The 18342-nt window shown below is 43.5% G+C and carries 21 protein-coding genes and 1 riboswitch; of the genes, 7 read left to right on the top strand and 14 right to left on the bottom strand.

The window, feature by feature from the left end; all coding sequences use genetic code 11:
• The first annotated feature begins 145 nt into the window (after positions 1-145).
• On the top strand, positions 146-370 hold the full coding sequence (locus ACE3MZ_RS23495; protein ID WP_411344493.1) for a hypothetical protein: 225 nt from the start codon (positions 146-148) through the stop codon (positions 368-370).
• A gap of 363 nt (positions 371-733) precedes the next feature.
• Here ACE3MZ_RS23495 and csaA read toward each other — a convergent pair whose 3' ends face one another.
• Positions 734-1066, bottom strand: a complete 333-nt coding sequence (gene csaA, locus ACE3MZ_RS23500; RefSeq protein WP_411346897.1) for a chaperone CsaA — start codon at positions 1064-1066, stop codon at positions 734-736.
• Positions 1067-1161: 95 nt separating this feature from the next.
• Positions 1162-2088 carry a DMT family transporter gene (locus ACE3MZ_RS23505; RefSeq protein WP_411344494.1) on the bottom strand — a complete coding sequence of 309 codons (927 nt, stop codon included), beginning with the start codon at positions 2086-2088 and terminating at the stop codon, positions 1162-1164.
• 185 nt (positions 2089-2273) lie between these two features.
• Here ACE3MZ_RS23505 and ACE3MZ_RS23510 point away from each other — a divergent pair, with 185 nt between their 5' ends.
• A complete protein-coding gene (locus ACE3MZ_RS23510) occupies positions 2274-3176 on the top strand; it encodes a helix-turn-helix domain-containing protein (protein WP_411344495.1) in 903 nt (300 codons plus the stop codon).
• Positions 3177-3479: 303 nt separating this feature from the next.
• On the opposite strand, the gene ACE3MZ_RS23515 is transcribed toward ACE3MZ_RS23510, so the two are convergent.
• Both ACE3MZ_RS23515 and ACE3MZ_RS23520 read right to left on the bottom strand, forming a co-directional pair.
• Entirely contained in the window at positions 3480-4856 is a 1377-nt protein-coding gene (locus ACE3MZ_RS23515) for an amino acid permease (RefSeq protein WP_411346898.1), read from the bottom strand.
• 142 nt (positions 4857-4998) lie between these two features.
• Positions 4999-5079: riboswitch (glycine riboswitch) on the bottom strand.
• A gap of 120 nt (positions 5080-5199) precedes the next feature.
• On the bottom strand, positions 5200-5886 hold the full coding sequence (locus ACE3MZ_RS23520; protein WP_411344496.1) for a TetR/AcrR family transcriptional regulator: 687 nt from the start codon (positions 5884-5886) through the stop codon (positions 5200-5202).
• Between the two features lie 169 nt (positions 5887-6055).
• Between ACE3MZ_RS23520 and ACE3MZ_RS23525 the strand changes: the two genes are divergently transcribed.
• The 3 genes from ACE3MZ_RS23525 to ACE3MZ_RS23535 all read left to right on the top strand — a co-directional run bounded on the left by ACE3MZ_RS23525 (position 6056) and on the right by ACE3MZ_RS23535 (position 8637).
• Entirely contained in the window at positions 6056-7417 is a 1362-nt protein-coding gene (locus tag ACE3MZ_RS23525; RefSeq protein WP_411344497.1) for an MATE family efflux transporter, read from the top strand.
• Between the two features lie 360 nt (positions 7418-7777).
• Positions 7778-8407 carry a hypothetical protein gene (locus ACE3MZ_RS23530; protein WP_411344498.1) on the top strand — a complete coding sequence of 210 codons (630 nt, stop codon included), beginning with the start codon at positions 7778-7780 and terminating at the stop codon, positions 8405-8407.
• A gap of 23 nt (positions 8408-8430) precedes the next feature.
• The gene (locus ACE3MZ_RS23535) at positions 8431-8637 is read left to right on the top strand and encodes a hypothetical protein (protein WP_411344499.1); all 207 of its coding nucleotides are present in this window, start codon (positions 8431-8433) and stop codon (positions 8635-8637) included.
• Positions 8638-8694: 57 nt separating this feature from the next.
• Here ACE3MZ_RS23535 and ACE3MZ_RS23540 read toward each other — a convergent pair whose 3' ends face one another.
• The 6 genes from ACE3MZ_RS23540 to ACE3MZ_RS23565 all read right to left on the bottom strand — a co-directional run bounded on the left by ACE3MZ_RS23540 (position 8695) and on the right by ACE3MZ_RS23565 (position 12793).
• Positions 8695-9009, bottom strand: a complete 315-nt coding sequence (locus tag ACE3MZ_RS23540) for a hypothetical protein (protein ID WP_411344500.1) — start codon at positions 9007-9009, stop codon at positions 8695-8697.
• A gap of 133 nt (positions 9010-9142) precedes the next feature.
• The gene (locus ACE3MZ_RS23545) at positions 9143-9430 is read right to left on the bottom strand and encodes a hypothetical protein (RefSeq protein ID WP_411344501.1); all 288 of its coding nucleotides are present in this window, start codon (positions 9428-9430) and stop codon (positions 9143-9145) included.
• Between the two features lie 82 nt (positions 9431-9512).
• Entirely contained in the window at positions 9513-9794 is a 282-nt protein-coding gene (locus tag ACE3MZ_RS23550; protein ID WP_411344502.1) for a hypothetical protein, read from the bottom strand.
• A gap of 355 nt (positions 9795-10149) precedes the next feature.
• Positions 10150-11892 (bottom strand): ABC-F family ATP-binding cassette domain-containing protein, encoded by a 1743-nt coding sequence (locus tag ACE3MZ_RS23555; protein WP_411344503.1) that lies wholly within the window; start codon positions 11890-11892, stop codon positions 10150-10152.
• Positions 11893-12043: 151 nt separating this feature from the next.
• Positions 12044-12325 carry a hypothetical protein gene (locus tag ACE3MZ_RS23560; protein WP_411344504.1) on the bottom strand — a complete coding sequence of 94 codons (282 nt, stop codon included), beginning with the start codon at positions 12323-12325 and terminating at the stop codon, positions 12044-12046.
• A gap of 132 nt (positions 12326-12457) precedes the next feature.
• Positions 12458-12793 (bottom strand): winged helix-turn-helix transcriptional regulator, encoded by a 336-nt coding sequence (locus ACE3MZ_RS23565; protein WP_411344505.1) that lies wholly within the window; start codon positions 12791-12793, stop codon positions 12458-12460.
• A 105-nt stretch (positions 12794-12898) separates the two neighbouring features.
• Between ACE3MZ_RS23565 and ACE3MZ_RS23570 the strand changes: the two genes are divergently transcribed.
• On the top strand, positions 12899-13282 hold the full coding sequence (locus tag ACE3MZ_RS23570; protein ID WP_411344506.1) for a RidA family protein: 384 nt from the start codon (positions 12899-12901) through the stop codon (positions 13280-13282).
• A gap of 151 nt (positions 13283-13433) precedes the next feature.
• Here ACE3MZ_RS23570 and ACE3MZ_RS23575 read toward each other — a convergent pair whose 3' ends face one another.
• Positions 13434-14435 (bottom strand): alpha/beta hydrolase, encoded by a 1002-nt coding sequence (locus ACE3MZ_RS23575; RefSeq protein WP_411344507.1) that lies wholly within the window; start codon positions 14433-14435, stop codon positions 13434-13436.
• 173 nt (positions 14436-14608) lie between these two features.
• Here ACE3MZ_RS23575 and ACE3MZ_RS23580 point away from each other — a divergent pair, with 173 nt between their 5' ends.
• Entirely contained in the window at positions 14609-14920 is a 312-nt protein-coding gene (locus tag ACE3MZ_RS23580; RefSeq protein ID WP_411344508.1) for a winged helix-turn-helix transcriptional regulator, read from the top strand.
• 559 nt (positions 14921-15479) lie between these two features.
• Here the strand turns inward: ACE3MZ_RS23580 and ACE3MZ_RS23585 are convergent.
• From ACE3MZ_RS23585 to ACE3MZ_RS23595, 3 genes are read right to left on the bottom strand one after another with little or no spacing between them, the layout of a single operon-like run.
• Entirely contained in the window at positions 15480-15932 is a 453-nt protein-coding gene (locus ACE3MZ_RS23585; protein WP_411344509.1) for a hypothetical protein, read from the bottom strand.
• Between the two features lie 49 nt (positions 15933-15981).
• Complete coding sequence (locus ACE3MZ_RS23590) at positions 15982-16830, bottom strand: hypothetical protein (RefSeq protein WP_411344510.1); 849 nt, start codon at positions 16828-16830, stop codon at positions 15982-15984.
• Positions 16831-16844: 14 nt separating this feature from the next.
• A complete protein-coding gene (locus ACE3MZ_RS23595) occupies positions 16845-18092 on the bottom strand; it encodes a TerD family protein (RefSeq protein WP_411344511.1) in 1248 nt (415 codons plus the stop codon).
• Positions 18093-18342: the final 250 nt, after the last annotated feature.

An 18342-nucleotide genomic window follows, 5' to 3' on the forward strand; every position in this document is an offset into this window, starting at 1 on the left:
TCTTTTTATGTAAAATATACCTCAACACGTATATATTGGAGTTTATCTATAGGTATGGGGACAATGATTTACTGCTTCAGCCATATATCGCCCATGTTGTATCGATACATAATCAAGATCCATTTTAGAAAGGATGATTCTGAGAATGGCAAGCTATTACCTATCCAATACTTTAAATTTGGGCGCAGCCTTTTTCCCGCTCCTTACATTACTTCCATGGATACTCGGCATCGTCCTGATGGCAGTTGGACTCTATTTCCTAATTAAAATCGGAAATCGATTAATCAAACTGATTGATCTGAGTATTGATGAAAAGAAACGCAATCGTTACATCGCCAACTTTCCTTCCAACGAAGATCAGACCAAATAATTGGTACAGACCCAGATCTAGTATACCGTTGTTAAAAAACGTACAGGCATACCCGCATCTACATGGTAAAGCAGATGTATTGCATCATCATGCTTTATCGTTCGCTATCTTCTCTAAATGAACAAAATAAAAAGGCAGTCAGCCCAACCGTTATCGGATCAAGTACCTAGTTGATTCGTTCATTGGGCTACTGCCTTTTTTAATACAAAGTACAGATACGAATGCACTCCATACCATATCATACAAGCATCACTTTATACGCTCTCTTCCATCAGCAATTTGCATACAGATAATCCGCAACGTATACAAGAACTACACGCCGATATGACCCATTCGCCAACATCCAAATCACCTGCAAGCAACCTACGCAATCGGCGTGCCATTCGGCACGTCAAATTCTGGCTGCAACAGAATCACGTCGCCTTCGCCCGGTACGCCGCCTAACACTAGCACTTCCGAATCGAACCCGGCAATCCGGCGCGGTGGAAAATTCACAACCGCGATCACCTGCCGACCGACCAGTTGCTCTGCTTCATACCGCTTCGTCAGCTGTGCACTGGAACGCTTCACACCAACTTCTTCTCCAAAATCAATCTCCAGCTTGATCGCAGGCACTCGCGCTTTGGCGAAAAACTCTGCTCCTATCACCGTGCCTACCCGAATATCCAGCTTCAACAAATCTTCAAATGTTGCCATATATCCCACTCCCATCGTGATCACTTGTGTAGGCATCATACCATCCGGCATATCGTTCATGCCAAATCTGACTCCATTCTATTTGCTAATGGAATTCACCTGATCGGTTCATCCACCGGTACATAGTCCGCTATCGGACGTTTCAGCGATTGTAACCAGAAGTACATGCCCATGCCTAGCAATGTGAGCAGTCCGCCGGTAAATTGAAACGCCGACATCTGCTCACCCAGAAACAGATACGCCATCACAATCGCGAGTACCGGCTCGCCGATAATGCCCACCGACACTGTCGTCGCTCCAATCGATTGAAGCAGCAGATTGAAAATATACTGCCCGAACATCGTCGGAATAATCGCCAATAGCAGGAAGTACGTCCAGTCCGCACCAGAGTATCCGGTCAGCGGCAACTGATTCCACAAACTATACACCAGCAGCATACTACCGCCGATCAGAAAGACGATCACACTATACAGATTGGCGTTCATTTTACGACTGACCTTTTGCCCGACTAGAAAATACGCCGAAACTGCCAGCGTCCCGATCAACGACAACGCATCACCGAACAGCGCTTGCCGCGATACACCAATATCGCCCCATGCAATAATGACCGAGCCGAATAACGCCGCCACTAGACAGAGAACCTTCGCTATCCCCACCCGCTCCTTGAACATAAAATACGAGCCAATCATTACAAACAACGGCTGTAACGCCAAAATGACCATCGAGCTTGCTACCGACGTATGCACGAGCGATTCCATCCAGAATAGAAAGTGCATGCCCAGCAGCAATCCTGCCGCAATCACACTGCCCCAATCGCTTGCGTTCAACCGTAGCGTGCGCAGCGTACGCCATGGCACGAGCGGCAGCATGATTAGTACAGAGATGTACAGTCGGTACATGCCCGCCACCGCAGTCGGCGTATCCGACATCTTGATCAGAATGGACGAGATCGATACTGACAAAATGCTAATAAACAGCAATACATACGGATGAATACCCCAAAACATCTTATGATTATTCATTACCATGCCTCCATATTCATAGAGGTCTTATCCGAACGTCTGTGCACAGGCTATAGAGATAAGCCTTAGATCTGATATAATAATATCACCGTTTTCTGTTTCTCGGTGTAAGGATATCCTTTATTTATATCGAAATATCGTCATCTATATATGCAAAATATCAAATGCAGCAAAGGAGAACCCTTATGAGCAAACCTTTATTCGAACATATCGCCTACCCCGACGACTCCTTCCCTTACATCATGTACACCCATACCACCCACAACAGCATCCCCGAAGGGCGCGGCTTCAACGATCTGCACTGGCATGACGAGCTACAAATTACCCTCGCCACCCGTGGCAAGCTCGTCATTCAGGTGAACGGCATCGACCACCATCTGGAGCAGGGACAGGCGATTCTGATCAACAAAGGCATTTTGCATATCGCTACATATTTGGAACACGACGGACAGTACGTCAGCTTTAATTTTCCCGAAAAGCTGCTAGCCTTCTACGGCGATAGCGTAATGGAAAAGAATTACGTAACGCCCTACACCAACTCATCCCTCGTCTCGCTAGATATCCGAGGTGACCACGACTGGGAACATGCCATTCTGGATATGCTATGGGAGATGAAGCATACATTCGAGATCGCCGGTGCAAGCTGGGGCTGGCAATATGAAGTATCGATCAAGACGCTACAGCTGTGGTTCACGCTGATTTCCCATATTCCATTGTCCACTGAGCAGTTACCCAAACATGCCAAACAGCAGCAGGAGCGATTGCAGCTCATGCTCAGTTACATCCACCAGCACTTCGTTGATCCCATCACGCTGCAACAAATCGCCGACATCGCACATCTGAGCGTATCCGAATGCACCCGCAGCTTCCGCAAAACGATCCATATGACGCCCTACGACTACCTGATCAAATACCGATTAAAAAAGAGCTGCGATCTGCTGCTGGGTACGGACGATACAATTACCGAAGTCGCACAGCACGTCGGATTCAATCATGTGAACCATTTTATCCAGTCGTTCAAAAAGGCATATGAGCAAACGCCAAAGGAGTATCGGAAAGCAAGATTGCAACAGGCACATTCACAATGATCGTCATTTCCAAGCATTAGGTACGTGGTTACTTTCAACACAGACAGAGTGCTTCTGAATGCAAAAAAGACGAATCGAAATCCAATACCAAACAGCTCTATGCATATATAGATCATAGAGCTGTTCACACATATCATTATGATTGCAGTTTGTATACTTGAAGATAAGCTGTACTGCATACTCCTACTCGTGTGAAATAGGTGCATTTGTTTGCACTGTGTTTCGTATGTCATTTCTGGACATAATAGTTTCTTTGATAGCTGTCACGGCATGTTTGACACTCCGCTATCATTCATCTGCAACTTACGTATTCGTCGTCTCCAACACCGGCTCACTGTCTCTTTTTCGCCCGCGAAGCTGGTACAATACCAGCAGCAAAATAAACCAAATCGGTGTACATAATAGCGCCGGACGCGTCTCACCAGAGATGAGCATAATGACCAGAATACCCGCAAATAACGCCAGTACTACATAATTGATCCACGGTGTAAATGGTGCTTTGAAGCGAGACGTCGCATGCAGCTCCGGGCGACTTCGTTTATACCGAATATGACACACCAGAATGACACCCCACACCCAGATAAAACAAATGGCACTGATCGTCGTCACAATCTCAAATGCCTGTCCCGGTAACAGCTTACTCAGTAGCGCACCACCAGAGATCACAATGGTAGAGAGGAACAGCGACTGACTCGGCACATGATTGCGGTTCAGTCTGCCCAGTCGCTGTGGAGCCTGACCCTTACGGCTCAAATTGTACAATATGCGACTTGTCGAGAACATGCCGCTGTTACAAGCGGAAGCCGCCGACGTCAGCACGACGAAGTTAATAATGCCCGCTGCCACCGGAATACCGACCAGCGTAAACGTACGGACAAATGGACTTTCCGACGGACTCAGCTGTGTCCATGGATTGATGCACAGCAGCACGAACAGCGCGCCAACATAAAAGAACAGAATGCGCAGCGGAATTTTGTTGATCGCCGCTGGAATACTTTTCTCCGGGTTGGCGGTTTCTGCTGCCGATACACCGACCAGCTCTACGCCAACATAAGCGAATACGACCATCTGGAACGAGAACAGGAAGCCCGACACGCCATTCGGGAATATGCCGCCATGCTCCCATAGATTGCGTACCGATACGGTACCTGCATCCGTGCGGAAGCCCATCACCAGCAGTACAATGCCCAGCCCGATCAGCGCCAGAATCGTAATGACCTTGATCAACGCAAACCAGAATTCCAGCTCCCCGAAGTTTTTGACGGTCATTAGGTTCAGACCTAACAATACGATCAGACACAGCACCGCTGGCATCCACTGCGGAATATCAAACCAGTACTGCACATACACGCCGACCGCGATCACATCCGCCATCGCCGTCATAATCCAGCAAAACCAATACGTCCAACCCGTCACAAATGCTGCACGCGGTCCCAAATAATCTTCGGCAATATCCGTAAACGACTGGTATCCCGCCTTAGACAGCAGCAATTCCCCCAGCGCCCGCATCACGAAGAAAATCGCCATGCCGACGATCAAATACGTAAGAATAATCGAAGGCCCCGCCTTCTCAATCGCTTTGCCGGAGCCGAGAAATAGCCCCGTTCCAATCGTTCCTCCAATTGCAATCAACTGAACATGCCGGTTGGCAAGTTCTCGTTTTAACCCTGTCTGTGTCATCATGTTTCCCCCTTGATCTCCTATCTTTCTGTAAAAAACAATAAAAAAAGAGACTGGATATCATCCAATCTCTCAGCGCACAAGAATAACAAAATACATACGTGCCCCGCAGCATATACGTCGCCGCATGACACCTATCTATTCGTACTCTTCTGTCCGGTTGCCTGAGATTGTGAACCCTTCGGCGCTGCGGTGTACCCGCAGTCTCTCCAGAAGCTGCTCCTGCTGTAGTGTGATCCACAGCAATCATAGCCCTTAAATATATGAAGTTAGTTAGGCATTACTGCCATTCCGATATGTTAACATAGTACCGCCAATGTGAGCAATGGATCAGTGAAAAAAGTTACACATCCATATTCTGCTCCACAATCACCTGCTCAATCCCTAGCAAAATCACCTTCAGTCCAAAATCAAACGCCCGATCACTTCCCATCAGCTCAAACAGCTCATTCTGGAACATGCGCCGGAACAGCCACGTATCCTGATCCGGCATCGAATCCATCACCTGCATCATATGATCGCCCATCGTAGACTGCTGCTCCTGACTCATGATCTCCACATTACGCTGATGCTGATAATGATCCAGCACAAAATAAAACACAAAGTTGATCAGCGTCGTCACAACCTGCATCTTCTGATCCTGCGCCAGCGGTGTTTCCTCTACACAAGAGAGCATCCGGTTGGTGAAGCGGATAATGTCCGGATCATGCGGCAGCGTCATCATCATAAGCTGTGTGGAGCACGGATAGCGGCTCAATACATCACGCGTAGTAACGGCAAGTTCGGTCAGCTGCTGCTTCCAATTCCCCTCGCTATGCAGCTCATCCACGATCACTTTAGATACATGATTCGCCAGCCGCTGGTATAACTGCTGCTTGCTTTTAAAATGCCAGTATAGCGAAGGCGCCTGAATGCCGAGCCGATCGGCAAGCCGCCGCATACTTAATTTCTCAATGCCGTCTTCCCCGAGAAGCTCCCACGACGCTTCAAGAATCTTATCCTCTGAAATTTGAGGCTGCTGCTTTTTCATCTATATCCATCCCTCGAAAAATTTTATCTAACACTGTAAGTTTATGCTTTACAAGCATCTCATCCCATGATAACATCTAACAGTGTAAGGCTCAACTAACACTGTAAGGCAATCATTGATAGACCAAATATTTCAACAGCCAAATTATCTACAGAAAGCAGGAATCCCCATGGATACAGAAAATCTGCATTACTTTGAAAAAGCCCCTATCGCCAAAGCCGTCGCCCACTTTGCCGTTCCGATGATGCTTGGTACATCCATGAGCGTCATCTACTCCATTTTGAACGCGTACTTCCTCGGCACGCTGCACAACACAGCGATGCTGACCGCGCTGGCGCTAACTTTGCCACTGTTCGCCATCATCATGGCACTCGGCAACCTGATCGGTATGGGCGGCGGTACATTCATCTCCCGTCTACTTGGTGAAAAGCGCTACAACGACGCCAAGCACGTTTCGTCCTTCGCCTTTTACAGCAGTCTGCTGCTCGGTATGCTCGTTATTCTCGTCGGACTGCCGCTAGTGGATATGATCACTTCCGGGCTGGGCGCGACGACCGAGTCATTCGCGTTTACCAAAGACTACGTGACCGTCATGCTGATCGGCTCTCCCGTCGTCGTCCTATTCTTCACGTTAGAAAATATCGTGCGTGCCGAAGGATCGGCAATTACGTCCATGATCGGTATGATTCTGAGCGTTGCCGTCAATATCGTACTGGATGCACTAGCTATCTTCGTACTCCACTGGGGTGTGACCGGCGTCGCTGCTGCTACCGTAGTCTCGAATCTAGTCGCAAGTGCCTTTTACACGCATCATCTGGGCTTCAAAAGTCCATTTCTGAGCGTGTCGATCCAATGGTTCAAAGCGAGCAAAGAGATCATGAGCAATGTCTTCAAAATCGGTGTACCTGTGTTTATCATGAGTGTGTTCCTTGGTGCGATGTCGCTGATCCTGAACTATTTTCTGATTGAATACGGCGATGCTTCCGTTGCCGCTTACGGGATCTCGTCGAGATTGCTGCAATTTCCAGAGTTTATTCTGATGGGATTGTGTGAAGGGGTCGTGCCGCTAATCGCCTTCTCGTTTACCGCGAATAAACTGCGGATGAAGCAAACGGTCGGATTTACGATCAAAGTCATTGTGGCTATGGCACTGGTGTTTGGCGTAGTGGTATATGCAGTATCGGATCATCTGATCGGCTGGTTTACGAATGATCCGCAGTTGATTGTGATGGGCAGTTATATTTTGCATGTGACGTTCTTGTCGCTGTTCATTACTGGCATGACGACACTGTTCACTGGTATTTTCCAAGCAACGGGTCAAGGTACGGCGGCGTTTATTATGTCGATCATTCAAGGCGTGACGCTGATTCCGGTATTGTTCATTGCGAATCATGTGAGTGGGTTCCATGGGGTTGTGTGGTCGCTGGTCATTGCGGATGCGGTGGCGTTTCTGGTTGGGGCGGGGTTGTTGTACGGGCTGCGTAATAAGTTGGAGCCGGAGATGCCGCAGGAGCTCGAGACGGCTTTGTAATACGATAAATAGCATATATACATTAAGTCTTTCAACGTGAAAGGCTTAATGGTATACATAACATTCATTCTATATTTTATTTTTCAAACATTGATTATTTAATAACTAAGCTTTATTTGTGTATAAGACCAAAGTAATAAATGTTATATCTTGTATACCAATTAAATGATCTTCATGGTAAATATAGTAAATGATAAAAGGCTCAATTTAGCTAAGAAAATAGTTTGTTTTTGTCGAAAAGCTTTATCAGTCAAGATGTTTTGTTAGACTAAAAATGTATTCAAACGTATAAATGAAGGAGGCTTGATTGTACATTCAGCAATAATTATATGTAGAAAGAACATATACTTAGGAGGAAAAATGAAAAAAACAATTGGTTTTTTATTAGCTTTAGTGCTTTTCACAGTAGCTTGTACGCCGACCTTCGCTAGCGATACTCAAAATAAAGAATTTACAAAACAAGATATTTTGGCTTTAAAACCTTATGTATCTGTAAATGAGAGTGGATTTTTTGAACTAGATTATTCTAAAGCTCAAAAAGATGAGGTGGATTTAGAGCTACTACAAGGGCAGAAAATCTACTTTGATACGTTAAACAAGCAAATTGAATCTGGCGAGTTAAAGGCACATTCTGATTTAAGTATTACGTCTGAAAATCTAGCACCTCTTACTTCTGATCTCAGCAAATCGGTCACAGCATCTTGCGCTGGAAAAAATACAGCTGTCCAACAATACTGGTGGGGTTATAGCCGTTATATGAATAGTTGCGAAGCTAATAGGTTTTCTGCTGACCTTACCGGTGTATCGGCAACTAGTGGTGGGGTTGCTATAGTTGCTGCTTATTTTGGAGCTATTCCTGCCATTCCTCCAGGAATCACAGCAGCTTACTTTGGACTACTGGCTTCACGAGTCGCTGCTAACAATGCAAATAGTACAGGTATTTACTTGGAAATGACTTGGGCATTAGCTTTTAACATTACTCCTCAATAATTTTTTACTTAGGGGGTGAACGTATGTGGAACTATAATAACTTTGTTATATATGTTCTTCCTGTTTTAGTATTGATTCTTCTTGTAGCAATTATTATAAAAGCGGTAAGAGAGTACAAACAAAGTGATGCTGCTCAAAAGAAAAAAAGTTCTAAGCAAATTATCATTTCTTCACTTTTAACTCTCATTCTTATTTCTGGTTTCCTTTATTATCTGGTAGCAACAGTTTAAATGTATCCAAAAAGACTGTAGTTTAGAACTACAGTCTTTTTGTGATTGCATTGTCTATTACATATCATCCAGTTCCTCCAACTTTAACAGGTCAATTATATCATCACCTTGTTCAATGATTTTAACTTGTTTTTCTTTATGATAATCCCATCCCTGATCGATAGCATACTGGATCAGACGTGCGCACACTAGAGGACGATTGGGATTCACATCATGCATTCTTCTCCAACTAAATAGAAATTCCACATAAGAGGTTTTGGAAGAATAGACTTTGACACTAACCATCGGAATCGAAGGTTTCTGGTTGATCACACAATGGAATGTATAGTCATTCACAGTTACTTTCTTTTGCAGTTTCTCAAATAACTTCATCCCATTCTCCTTCCAATCATTGATTATAATAGGTACATGTATTATACCTGAAAAGCAGATTCGACCGATCCATTGCCTGCATAAGCTGAGATTTCTTCACTTTTAACTCTAGTTCTAATTTCTCGTTTGCCTTCTACTTACTTAACCACCATGCATAGATACGCGTAGCCACTCCTGAACAATTTTCCTTGTTAAAAGCTTGCGCATCAAACGCCTTCACAAACACATATGTAACGAGATCAATGGCTTCATCCAGATTATGAACATCTACCAAACCATATAAAATCTGCCATGCTTCCTCATCAAATTCGTCCGCGATCTCACCTTTATCGGACAAGCCGTACGGGTCGAACTCACATAGAATCATATTCAACTCGGCGTATAACTCGCGAAAGTAATGCAATACTTGAACTTTGTCCATAGGCATCCCCTATTCTCATAATCGATTGCTTCAAATAAAATGCTAAAGTACTTCACTTAGCAATACTTGCCATTCCATCTTACTACATATCACGAACTAACGACGTATCCAAATACTCACTTCCCAAATACCCGCTACACAGCACCGGACGATTCACAATTTCGTAAAATTTCTTCATATCTTTGCCATGCGTCTGAACCCAATCCTCAAAAGAATCGAACTCCTCTTTGGAAATTTGATGATATTCCGGCGAGTCTGCCACCCCAGTCAGCACTTCATACACATAAATATCATCGCCAAACATCCCGACTGACTGATACGGTCCTTTCTTTAAACGTACATATTCCGTATAGCGCATGCTCATAAGTGTCGCACAACCTTTCTGTCATCCTGTATAGTTTTAACGTCTTCAATGTCTTGAACGTCTTCAATCCTTTTTATCCCATCATACATCCGCAGCCAAAAAGAAAACCACTCCCAATAGAGTGGTTTCTTTACAAAAATACATTGGATCAGGAGAATCACTGCAACAATGGGAAGGATTCAGCGATCGCCGTATCTAAAATAACGAATATCACTTTCTCCTCATCCATTGGTTTGTCCTCATACGCATCTTTCATCCCGTGCAAATGGTATCCCATTCAGCTAAGCACAACATAAACAGTATACCATCCGAACCAAAGAAGCTTCTGAGCAATGCACCATCTTACCGCTCCAACTTAAAGCAACTTGATCAACGCTTCCAGCTCATCCATCAAGCTCTGCGCGCCTTCAAAATCCGTGTTTTTCAACGCCAGTTCAATCTGTAGTTCAACAGCCTTTTTCTTCTGCTCGTTTGCCAGATAGTCTTTGTCAAAATGGCTCGCATAGATCATCTGTCTGAATTTGCGCATACTCATTTTCCGAATCGTCTTGTTGTCGATGATCAGCACATAATCCATCCCGTTCACAACCGAATAGAAATCATGCGAGATCATCAGAATCGCGCCTTTGTACTCCTTGATCGCTGTTTCCAGCGCAATCTGTGTGTAGATGTCCAGATGGCTTGTCGGCTCATCGAGTAGCAACAGATTGGCATTGCTAGCAGCAATCTTCGCTAGTTGCAGCATATTTTTCTCGCCGCCAGATAGCGATTGGATTTTCTGGTTCAAGATTTCCCCTTCAAAGCCATAGCTGGACAGATACGCTCTAATCTCGTCATACGTGCTGAATCCAGCTTCGATAAACTCTTCCAGAATACTATTGGCATCGGTCAACGTCTCGCCTTGCAACTGAGATAGATAACCGACCTGCACATCGTCATGAATGGCAATCGAATCCTGCTGATTACGGAAAATATCCCGCAGCAACGTCGTTTTACCCGTTCCGTTTGCACCGATAATCGCCACTTTGTCTGTCGATTTCATTTCAAAATCCACATGCTCTAGCAGTAGCTCGTCAAAGGAAACACCGTAGTCATTCACCTGTACAATAACGGTTTCGTCTTCCAACTCACGACTCAGCCCAAAACCAATAAGCGGCTGTTTAATATCCACGAATGGCGCTTTGATGCGGCTTGCTTCCAATCGTTCCTGTACCTTCATTCTCGCCTTGAGCGCTCTGCCACGGGACTCGTCGGAATTGTATGTCGCGATGGTACGCAGATTATCGATAATGCCTTCATTGCGCGCCACTTCTTCCGCTTCAGCGACAGCAATCTCCTGCATCTCAATCTTCGTTTGCAGCAATGAGAAGTTGTAACCGATATAGCGTCCGTCAAACTCCTGAATCTCTGCATTTTCGAGATGAATGATTTTGTTAAAGCAATGATTGAGCAGATAGCGGTTATGCGTGACGACGAGCAGCATGCCTTTGTGGGAATTGATAAGCTTTTTGAGCGCATTGAGATTTTCAAAGTCCAAAAATACATCCGGCTCATCCATAATCATCAGGTCAGGACGATTCAGCATTTCCTTCATGACTTGAATGAGCTTGAATTCGCCGCCACTCAAAGAGGATACATCTGTATCTTTGAGCTTCATGAGGTTGGCGAGATTGAGTTGCTTGTTAATTTTGCTCTCAAAATCATCTCCGCCGATGGCTTCCATTGCATCCAGCGCCAGCTGGTATTTCTCCATAAGCGCATCCATATCCGATGTGGTGGCCATCTCAGCATAGATGTCGGTAATCTCATCCTGGATCTTCATAAATGGTTCTGCGATATATTCAAAAACGGTGATTGGCTTGGTCGTATCGACTTGGGAAAATTGACTGACGTACCCGATAGTGACACTTGGATCGATCTCCAGCTTGCCATCGAACACATGCCGCTGCGGGTCGATCAGCATATCGATCAAGGTACTTTTCCCACTGCCGCTCGTTCCGATAAATGCACAATGTTGCCCTTCTTCCAGTGTAAAGGAGATGGTATTGTATAGCTCCTTTTGCGGGAACGAGAAGGAGAGATGTTCAACTTTAATCATAGTGTTACCTTTCTTTGCAGATAAAATAGGGTTGGTGCTTGGATGTACTGCAGAACATCCTGTTTGCGTTTGCCACTCCTCAGAGTAACACTGTTTGTAGGGGGAATACAATGGATTTGTGGAGGATAGAGCGTGTATTATGTTTTGTTTTTTATAAATCTTGCAGCAATGACATGTCTAGCTGCGCTCTGCCCAGATACCCGCTACACAGGACAGGGCGTCCAGCGATCTTATAGAATGTCTGCATATCTATATCATCGTTCTGACCCCAGACTTCAAACGAATCAAATTCTTCCTTGGAAATCTGATGATACTCTGGTGTATCAGTGAATCCGGTTAGTACTTCATACGCATAAATATGGTCGCCGAATGTGCCGACCGAATGGTATCCGCCTTCTTTTAGCCGTACATATTCTTTATAGTGGATGCTCATGATTGTCACCTTGCCTTTCGCTCGTTCCTGCCTCCATGGGTCGCGTTCTACGTATTCCCTCTGTTGCTATACGTCCCGATGCAAGCCAAGCGCAATATTGCCTTTCTTTCAGTATAACGGAGAGGTTGTGGATTAACGATTTTGTGCTCCCCATTCGCATAACTGCTCCAATACAGGCAGTAACGTTTGTGCTTTTGGTGTTAACGAATACTCTACTTTCGGTGGTATCTGCGGATATTCATTGCGTTTGACAAGCCCGTCTGCCTCTAATTCTTTAAGCTGCGCACTGAGAACTTTGTACGTAATTGTCCCGATCTGTCGGTGCATCTCATTGAAACGAACCGTTTGTGCGTCTGCGAGCACGTATAAAATCGCCAGCTTCCATTTGCCGCCAATCACCGACATCGTATAACCAAATGGCGTATCTGCAATCACCGTTTCGTGCCCTTTCAAGTCTCTGATGCCCATCGTTACACTATCCTTTCAGATAGTACCTGTCTTTATTGTGCGTACTACCCCATGATTTTTGCCCAGTTTATACTAGCATTAATTCAAAGTAAAGGGGCTACGATCATGACAACAATTCAAACATATAACCATTCTCTGTGGGATCATGGCATTTCGCAAGGCTATCGTGTCGATCAGACGCTATATATCTCTGGACAATTCTCGCATAATGCAGAGGGTGAATTTGTTGGAACGGGCGATATTACAGCACAAATGCAGCAAACGCTGAACAATCTGGATGGCGTATTGAAGCAATTTGGGGTAACGAAATCAAATATAGCCTATGTAGAGCTGTATCTAACGGATGCACAAGCGCACGGTGAGATGGCAATTGAGATATTCAAGGAATATGTCGGTGAACATCGTCCGGCAGGCAGTATGATCGGGGTAACCTATCTGGCGTTTCCTGAGCAGTTGGTTGAGATTCGAGCAGCGGCGCATATGGGATAACGGATAGCAGGTACTACGTAGAGGTAGCGCTCAAACGTAGAGACGATATTATTCGTAGAGATAAGAAGTAGATAAGAACTTAGAAGCAGTGCAATGGAAAAAGGAGGACTGCTCATGCAGCTCCTCCTTTTCACTTACCATTTTCAAACCTCTACCAGCGATCAATTCCCAATCCTATTTTTCCTTTTACTTGGATATGGATATCGCTGTTAGTTAACCAGTCAGCCGATCCATGCATCACGTTGCTCAGTACGCTATTCGCATGCTGTAGTGCTCTGTTCGCTTGGTCATAGGCTCCCGTTTGCAGTAGAAATCCGTGAATCATTCCCTCATAACGTTTCCACTCAACCGGAACACCTGCGGCTTGCAGCTTGGCAGCATAAGCTTCGCCTTCGTCGCGTAGAGGATCGAATTCAGCGGTAAAGATCAGTGCCGGAGGCAGTCCACTCAGATCGTCCGCCAACAGCGGTGAAGCATACGCAGTATATCCATCTTGTTCATTTGCCAAATATTGCTTCCAAAACCATCGCATCGTCTCCGCAGTCAGCCCATATCCCTCTGCATGTTGTTGATACGAATCTGTGTGAAAGGAATACTGCATAACCGGATTTACCAAAAATTGAATATGCAGTGCAGGTGTCCCTTTGTCCCGAGCCATCAATGTTACGGCGGCAGCGAGATTCGCACCCGCACTATCTCCTCCTACAGCGATTCGCTGCGAATCAGCGCCCAGAGAATGCGCATGGCGGGCGACCCAATCTGCTGCTGCATACGCATCTTCAATCGCAGCAGGAAACTTGTGCTCCGGAGCCAGACGATAATCGACAGACACGATTATACTGTTCGTACCGTTAGCCAGCTGCCGACATAATACGTCTACAGCATCCAGATTTCCGACTACCCATCCACCTCCGTGATAATATACCATGACAGGAAGTAGCGTTTCGCTTTGCGGTGTATACACACGAATCGGAATCTGTCCACTGTCGCTGGGAATGGTCAAATTGTCTACCTTCCAGACGTGATCCGGCTGCGCTGCCAGTGCGCTAAGATTGATAGTACGGGCAATGTCTATATCCAATGTATGCAAAGGCGGAATGCCTTGCTGTTTAAGATGTTCTAAAACCGTCTGTACTTGCGGATCGAGTGGCATGGAATGTCCTCCTTCATATTGTTCAAGGATCAAATCGATTCCGCGCTTCCACCTATCGTTTGTCCTGATTCAAAATGTAGTATACTTCAAGACATAACAGCGTGATAAGTACGCACTTTTTCGTAACGTAGTACCCAATTGGTAACGTAGGAATACAGATAGGATGTGATGGCATGAATGGGAAAGGTTGTCCTGTAGAGGCTACCTTATCGGTAATGGGCGGCAAATGGAAAGTGATTATTCTCTGGTGCCTTGCAGCTGGTACGAAGCGCTTTAACGAATTGGAGCGTTCGATTGCACAGATTACACGAAAAATGTTAACTGAACAATTACGCGAATTGGAGCGGGATAATCTTATTGTTCGCACGGTATATCCGGAGATTCCGCCAAAAGTAGAATATGCCTTGAGCGAATACGGACAAACATGTATCCCTGTGCTGGAAGTGATGGCGCAGTGTGGACGGGTTCATCTGGAGCAAAAGTAATGCTCCTCTTAAAGGATCGCATACAAAAGAGTTCAAACGATGATAGTTTTCACAAATAATAAAAGCTCAAGTCAGTAATTGGCTTGAGCTTTTATTATTCGTTAGGAGTTTGATTCTTTCTTCATATAATCTACGAATCGACTACTCATAATTATTGACTGGGTCTTCATCCATAACTACTTCTACCATATGCGAAGATCCTATCCTAAGCGCTGGTCGATACTCTGAATTCTTCTCAATGTACAGCTCTAGCGGGCTAATAATCACATTATCAGCCATACTATGCAGGATTCTCAGTATATAGGTATAAATTTTGGCATTATTGTTAGAATTCTTGGCAGAGATCGTAAATTATCGATGCTTATTGACACCTTAATTTATAAGTGAAACTCCATTATAATTATAACGGAGCTTTAAAAATCCAAATCAAGCGTTATATCAATTTTTTATATGAATAACAATAGCTTTTAACAATATTCATTGTTGAATCTTATGACTTGATATCTAATTTTTATTAAAATAAGCAAAGACAAGTTTTGATATATCGAACTATATATTTTTATTCCTTCCCTGTAAATAATCTGATTCCTCTTCCTAATTTATCTGATTCCATATGAAGAGTTTTATCGGCAACTTCGATGTATCTGTTCAAAATATATAGAAGTTCTATTCCCTCTATAATATATTTATTTAGCACATGACGGATAAAAAAAGCCTCTTTTTCTTTAAATTCTTGATCACTTATTTTAACATCCTTTTTCATCTGAAACTCTGAACGTTTATTTCGAGTCATTTCAATAAATCCTTTTTCAGTAAAGAGAATTGAATCGTAATTCTGTAAAGTTCTTTCATGAATATATGTTATATTCGCAAATGTCAGTAGCTCAAATTTATATTTCAAGAACCATCGCATAGATTTTTTATTCTCTGATTTATTTAGTTGCTCTAAGTTGCTTATTAATTCATCCAATTCAGCAATATTTTCAAATAAAAAATCACTCGATTGTATCATACTCCAATTCGAATAAGATTCACTTCGTTCATTAAAAATATTTGGATAATTATTCCGTGTCCAACATTCTAAAATTAAAATTAAATCCATAACATTTAATAGCGTATTCAATATTTTTAGATCCCGATAAAATGATCTCGATTATAGGTTCATCTAATTTTCTGAATAATTGTATAACCTCCTCTAAATTCTTTTTATTAGCCTGAGCAATTGCTCTTTGTCTAACTCCAAAACCACTCACAAAGTACCACAAAAAAATTATCAAAATAAAAACTATAATTGCAGATAACTTAGTGAAATTTTCCCATAAAAATTGTGAAACTAGTATCCATTTTTCACTAATACCATTAATAGCACCATCTATTAGAGATATATCGTAAGTGAGACATGTCAAAACTACTGCTAATATAGAGTAGAAAGATAAAAATGAGAAAAACAATGAAAGTAATATATCAATTACTCTAGCAGCCGTTATTTCTTTAATTAATCCTTTATCCTCAAAACCTGCATACTTAAGTATATTAGGCTTAACATAATAATGGAATTTATCAAAACCATACTTTAAGCGGACTAATTTAACTAAAATCCATCTTTTATTTACTAAAAGATGTGTTAGTTCTGAATAAAAAAATCGTACTACAAAAAGCACTTGATGCATTACTAAATCAAAAATCAAAAAAATCAGAAAAATTTCTGAAAGATAAATAAAGTAAAGACCTATCCAATAATTTGACCACTTAAAACTATGATTCCATTCAATGATCAAATTCAAAAATCCCTTGGGATTATAGAAAATCCATCCTAATAAGAGAGTAATTGCAACAAAAAATACAAAAACAAAAATTGTTGCAGCTAACTCCTTTTTATTTTGCTGTAAAATAGTAAATATATTTGACATATAATCATCCTTAATTATTTATAATCATTAACCGGACCTTCATCCATGATGACTTCTACCATACGGGAAGCATCTAGTTTAAGCGCAGGTCTATATTCGGAATTCTTTTTACTATACAGCTCTAGCGGGCTGATAATCACACCATCCGGCGTGTTGTGCAGAATACCCGGTACGCACGTATAAATCTTGTCGTTATTATTCGCATTCTTGGCAGAGATCGTAACCGAAGTGCCACTGTGATTATCGATGCTCATCGACACCTTATATCTGTAAAATGAACCCGTACCGTTAGATTGAGCGGAATACACGACAGGAACAACAGCAACGATATCGTCGGTCAGTCTTAATTTGATCACCTCGGTCTTGATAGCTGCGCTACTTCTGCCAACATCTCCCATATGCTCGACGGCTCCATTACCGTAGTTTTGTAGAGGTGGCGTTTTCTTCGCACCGAACATGGCTACATCGATCTGCTTGCCAGCCTTGGTGTAAACGAGAGCGTAGATATCATAATCCGTACCTGTCTTCCAAGATACGGTTGCTGTGATTTCTGGCGTTTTATCAATGATGACGGACTTCTGCCCTTTTTCGAGATTGACCTTGCCCGTGACCTTTTGCAGGTTGATGGATAGAGGCACTGGCTGATTATTTGATGCTGCTGGAGCAGATGGCGCAGCTTGCGTAGGTTGGGATGAAGGGTTGGAAATGGTAGGAGGCGCAGAAGACGCGTTCGTTTCATCCGCTTCTACTTCGACACCATAGTTTGCACATAACCCTTCAAGCCCAGAGTCAAATCCGCGCCAGATCGACTTTGCTTTGGTCTGACCGTTTCTCAAGTATAACTCCAGCACAATGATGCCATTTTCATTTGTAAATGTAGATGGTGTGAGCTGGATCATTGTATCGCCGGTATGGATCTCTGCGGTCAGATTGGTTACATTAGCAAATCCCGTGCTGTTGTCTTCGGTTAGCGTTACTGCTATTTTGATGATGCCTGATGGGACTTTATCCATGTCAAAATCGAGTGTATGAACTTTGGTATTGCCTACTTGCTTAGATGGTAACAGAGTGGCTACGCCTGTAGCGCTGGTCGGTTGATTGTAAAAGATGATGCCGCTATCTCCCTGTACCTTGTCGGCATCGGTGAGCAGGAAGGCGGTAAGTGAGATGTCGATAGTAGGCGAGATGTCGTGGCTGATGGTGATGTTGCCTTTTGCAGAACTCAAGGTTGTATTGGCACCCATTTGAAGAAATTGATTCATTTGAGGATCACTCCCGTTGGTTAGTGGGTTGGACTGAAGTCGATTGTTGCGTTCTCGGTATGTAACCTATGTGCTGATTCACTTATATTACCACAGGAAGGAAATAGTTAGGATATACATAAATATACAAGGGGAAGGTTGTTCTTGTAGTAATTGGGTTCTGCGTGATCTTCTTTAAAATACATTACAATCCATCTATTACTGTTGATTTCTCTGATCCAATCAAGAGTAACGGTTCTTCTGTGAACCT

This window comes from Paenibacillus sp. WLX1005, assembly GCF_046603685.1.
Lineage (GTDB): Bacteria > Bacillota > Bacilli > Paenibacillales > Paenibacillaceae > Saccharibacillus.

Bases quoted from the DNA above. Each gene is read 5' to 3' on its own strand.
- ACE3MZ_RS23535 (WP_411344499.1), top strand. From the start codon at position 8,431: ATGTGGAACTATAATAACTTTGTTATATATGTTCTTCCTGTTTTAGTA.
- ACE3MZ_RS23530 (WP_411344498.1), top strand. From the start codon at position 7,778: ATGAAAAAAACAATTGGTTTTTTATTAGCTTTAGTGCTTTTCACAGTA.
- csaA (WP_411346897.1), bottom strand. From the start codon at position 1,066: ATGGCAACATTTGAAGATTTGTTGAAGCTGGATATTCGGGTAGGCACG.
- ACE3MZ_RS23555 (WP_411344503.1), bottom strand. From the start codon at position 11,892: ATGATTAAAGTTGAACATCTCTCCTTCTCGTTCCCGCAAAAGGAGCTA.
- ACE3MZ_RS23515 (WP_411346898.1), bottom strand. From the start codon at position 4,856: ATGACACAGACAGGGTTAAAACGAGAACTTGCCAACCGGCATGTTCAG.
- ACE3MZ_RS23540 (WP_411344500.1), bottom strand. From the start codon at position 9,009: ATGAAGTTATTTGAGAAACTGCAAAAGAAAGTAACTGTGAATGACTAT.
- ACE3MZ_RS23495 (WP_411344493.1), top strand. From the start codon at position 146: ATGGCAAGCTATTACCTATCCAATACTTTAAATTTGGGCGCAGCCTTT.
- ACE3MZ_RS23510 (WP_411344495.1), top strand. From the start codon at position 2,274: ATGAGCAAACCTTTATTCGAACATATCGCCTACCCCGACGACTCCTTC.
- ACE3MZ_RS23550 (WP_411344502.1), bottom strand. From the start codon at position 9,794: ATGAGCATGCGCTATACGGAATATGTACGTTTAAAGAAAGGACCGTAT.
- ACE3MZ_RS23580 (WP_411344508.1), top strand. From the start codon at position 14,609: ATGAATGGGAAAGGTTGTCCTGTAGAGGCTACCTTATCGGTAATGGGC.
- ACE3MZ_RS23545 (WP_411344501.1), bottom strand. From the start codon at position 9,430: ATGGACAAAGTTCAAGTATTGCATTACTTTCGCGAGTTATACGCCGAG.
- ACE3MZ_RS23520 (WP_411344496.1), bottom strand. From the start codon at position 5,886: ATGAAAAAGCAGCAGCCTCAAATTTCAGAGGATAAGATTCTTGAAGCG.
- ACE3MZ_RS23585 (WP_411344509.1), bottom strand. From the start codon at position 15,932: ATGATACAATCGAGTGATTTTTTATTTGAAAATATTGCTGAATTGGAT.
- ACE3MZ_RS23560 (WP_411344504.1), bottom strand. From the start codon at position 12,325: ATGAGCATCCACTATAAAGAATATGTACGGCTAAAAGAAGGCGGATAC.
- ACE3MZ_RS23575 (WP_411344507.1), bottom strand. From the start codon at position 14,435: ATGCCACTCGATCCGCAAGTACAGACGGTTTTAGAACATCTTAAACAG.
- ACE3MZ_RS23570 (WP_411344506.1), top strand. From the start codon at position 12,899: ATGACAACAATTCAAACATATAACCATTCTCTGTGGGATCATGGCATT.
- ACE3MZ_RS23565 (WP_411344505.1), bottom strand. From the start codon at position 12,793: ATGGGCATCAGAGACTTGAAAGGGCACGAAACGGTGATTGCAGATACG.
- ACE3MZ_RS23505 (WP_411344494.1), bottom strand. From the start codon at position 2,088: ATGAATAATCATAAGATGTTTTGGGGTATTCATCCGTATGTATTGCTG.
- ACE3MZ_RS23595 (WP_411344511.1), bottom strand. From the start codon at position 18,092: ATGAATCAATTTCTTCAAATGGGTGCCAATACAACCTTGAGTTCTGCA.
- ACE3MZ_RS23525 (WP_411344497.1), top strand. From the start codon at position 6,056: ATGGATACAGAAAATCTGCATTACTTTGAAAAAGCCCCTATCGCCAAA.
- ACE3MZ_RS23590 (WP_411344510.1), bottom strand. From the start codon at position 16,830: ATGTCAAATATATTTACTATTTTACAGCAAAATAAAAAGGAGTTAGCT.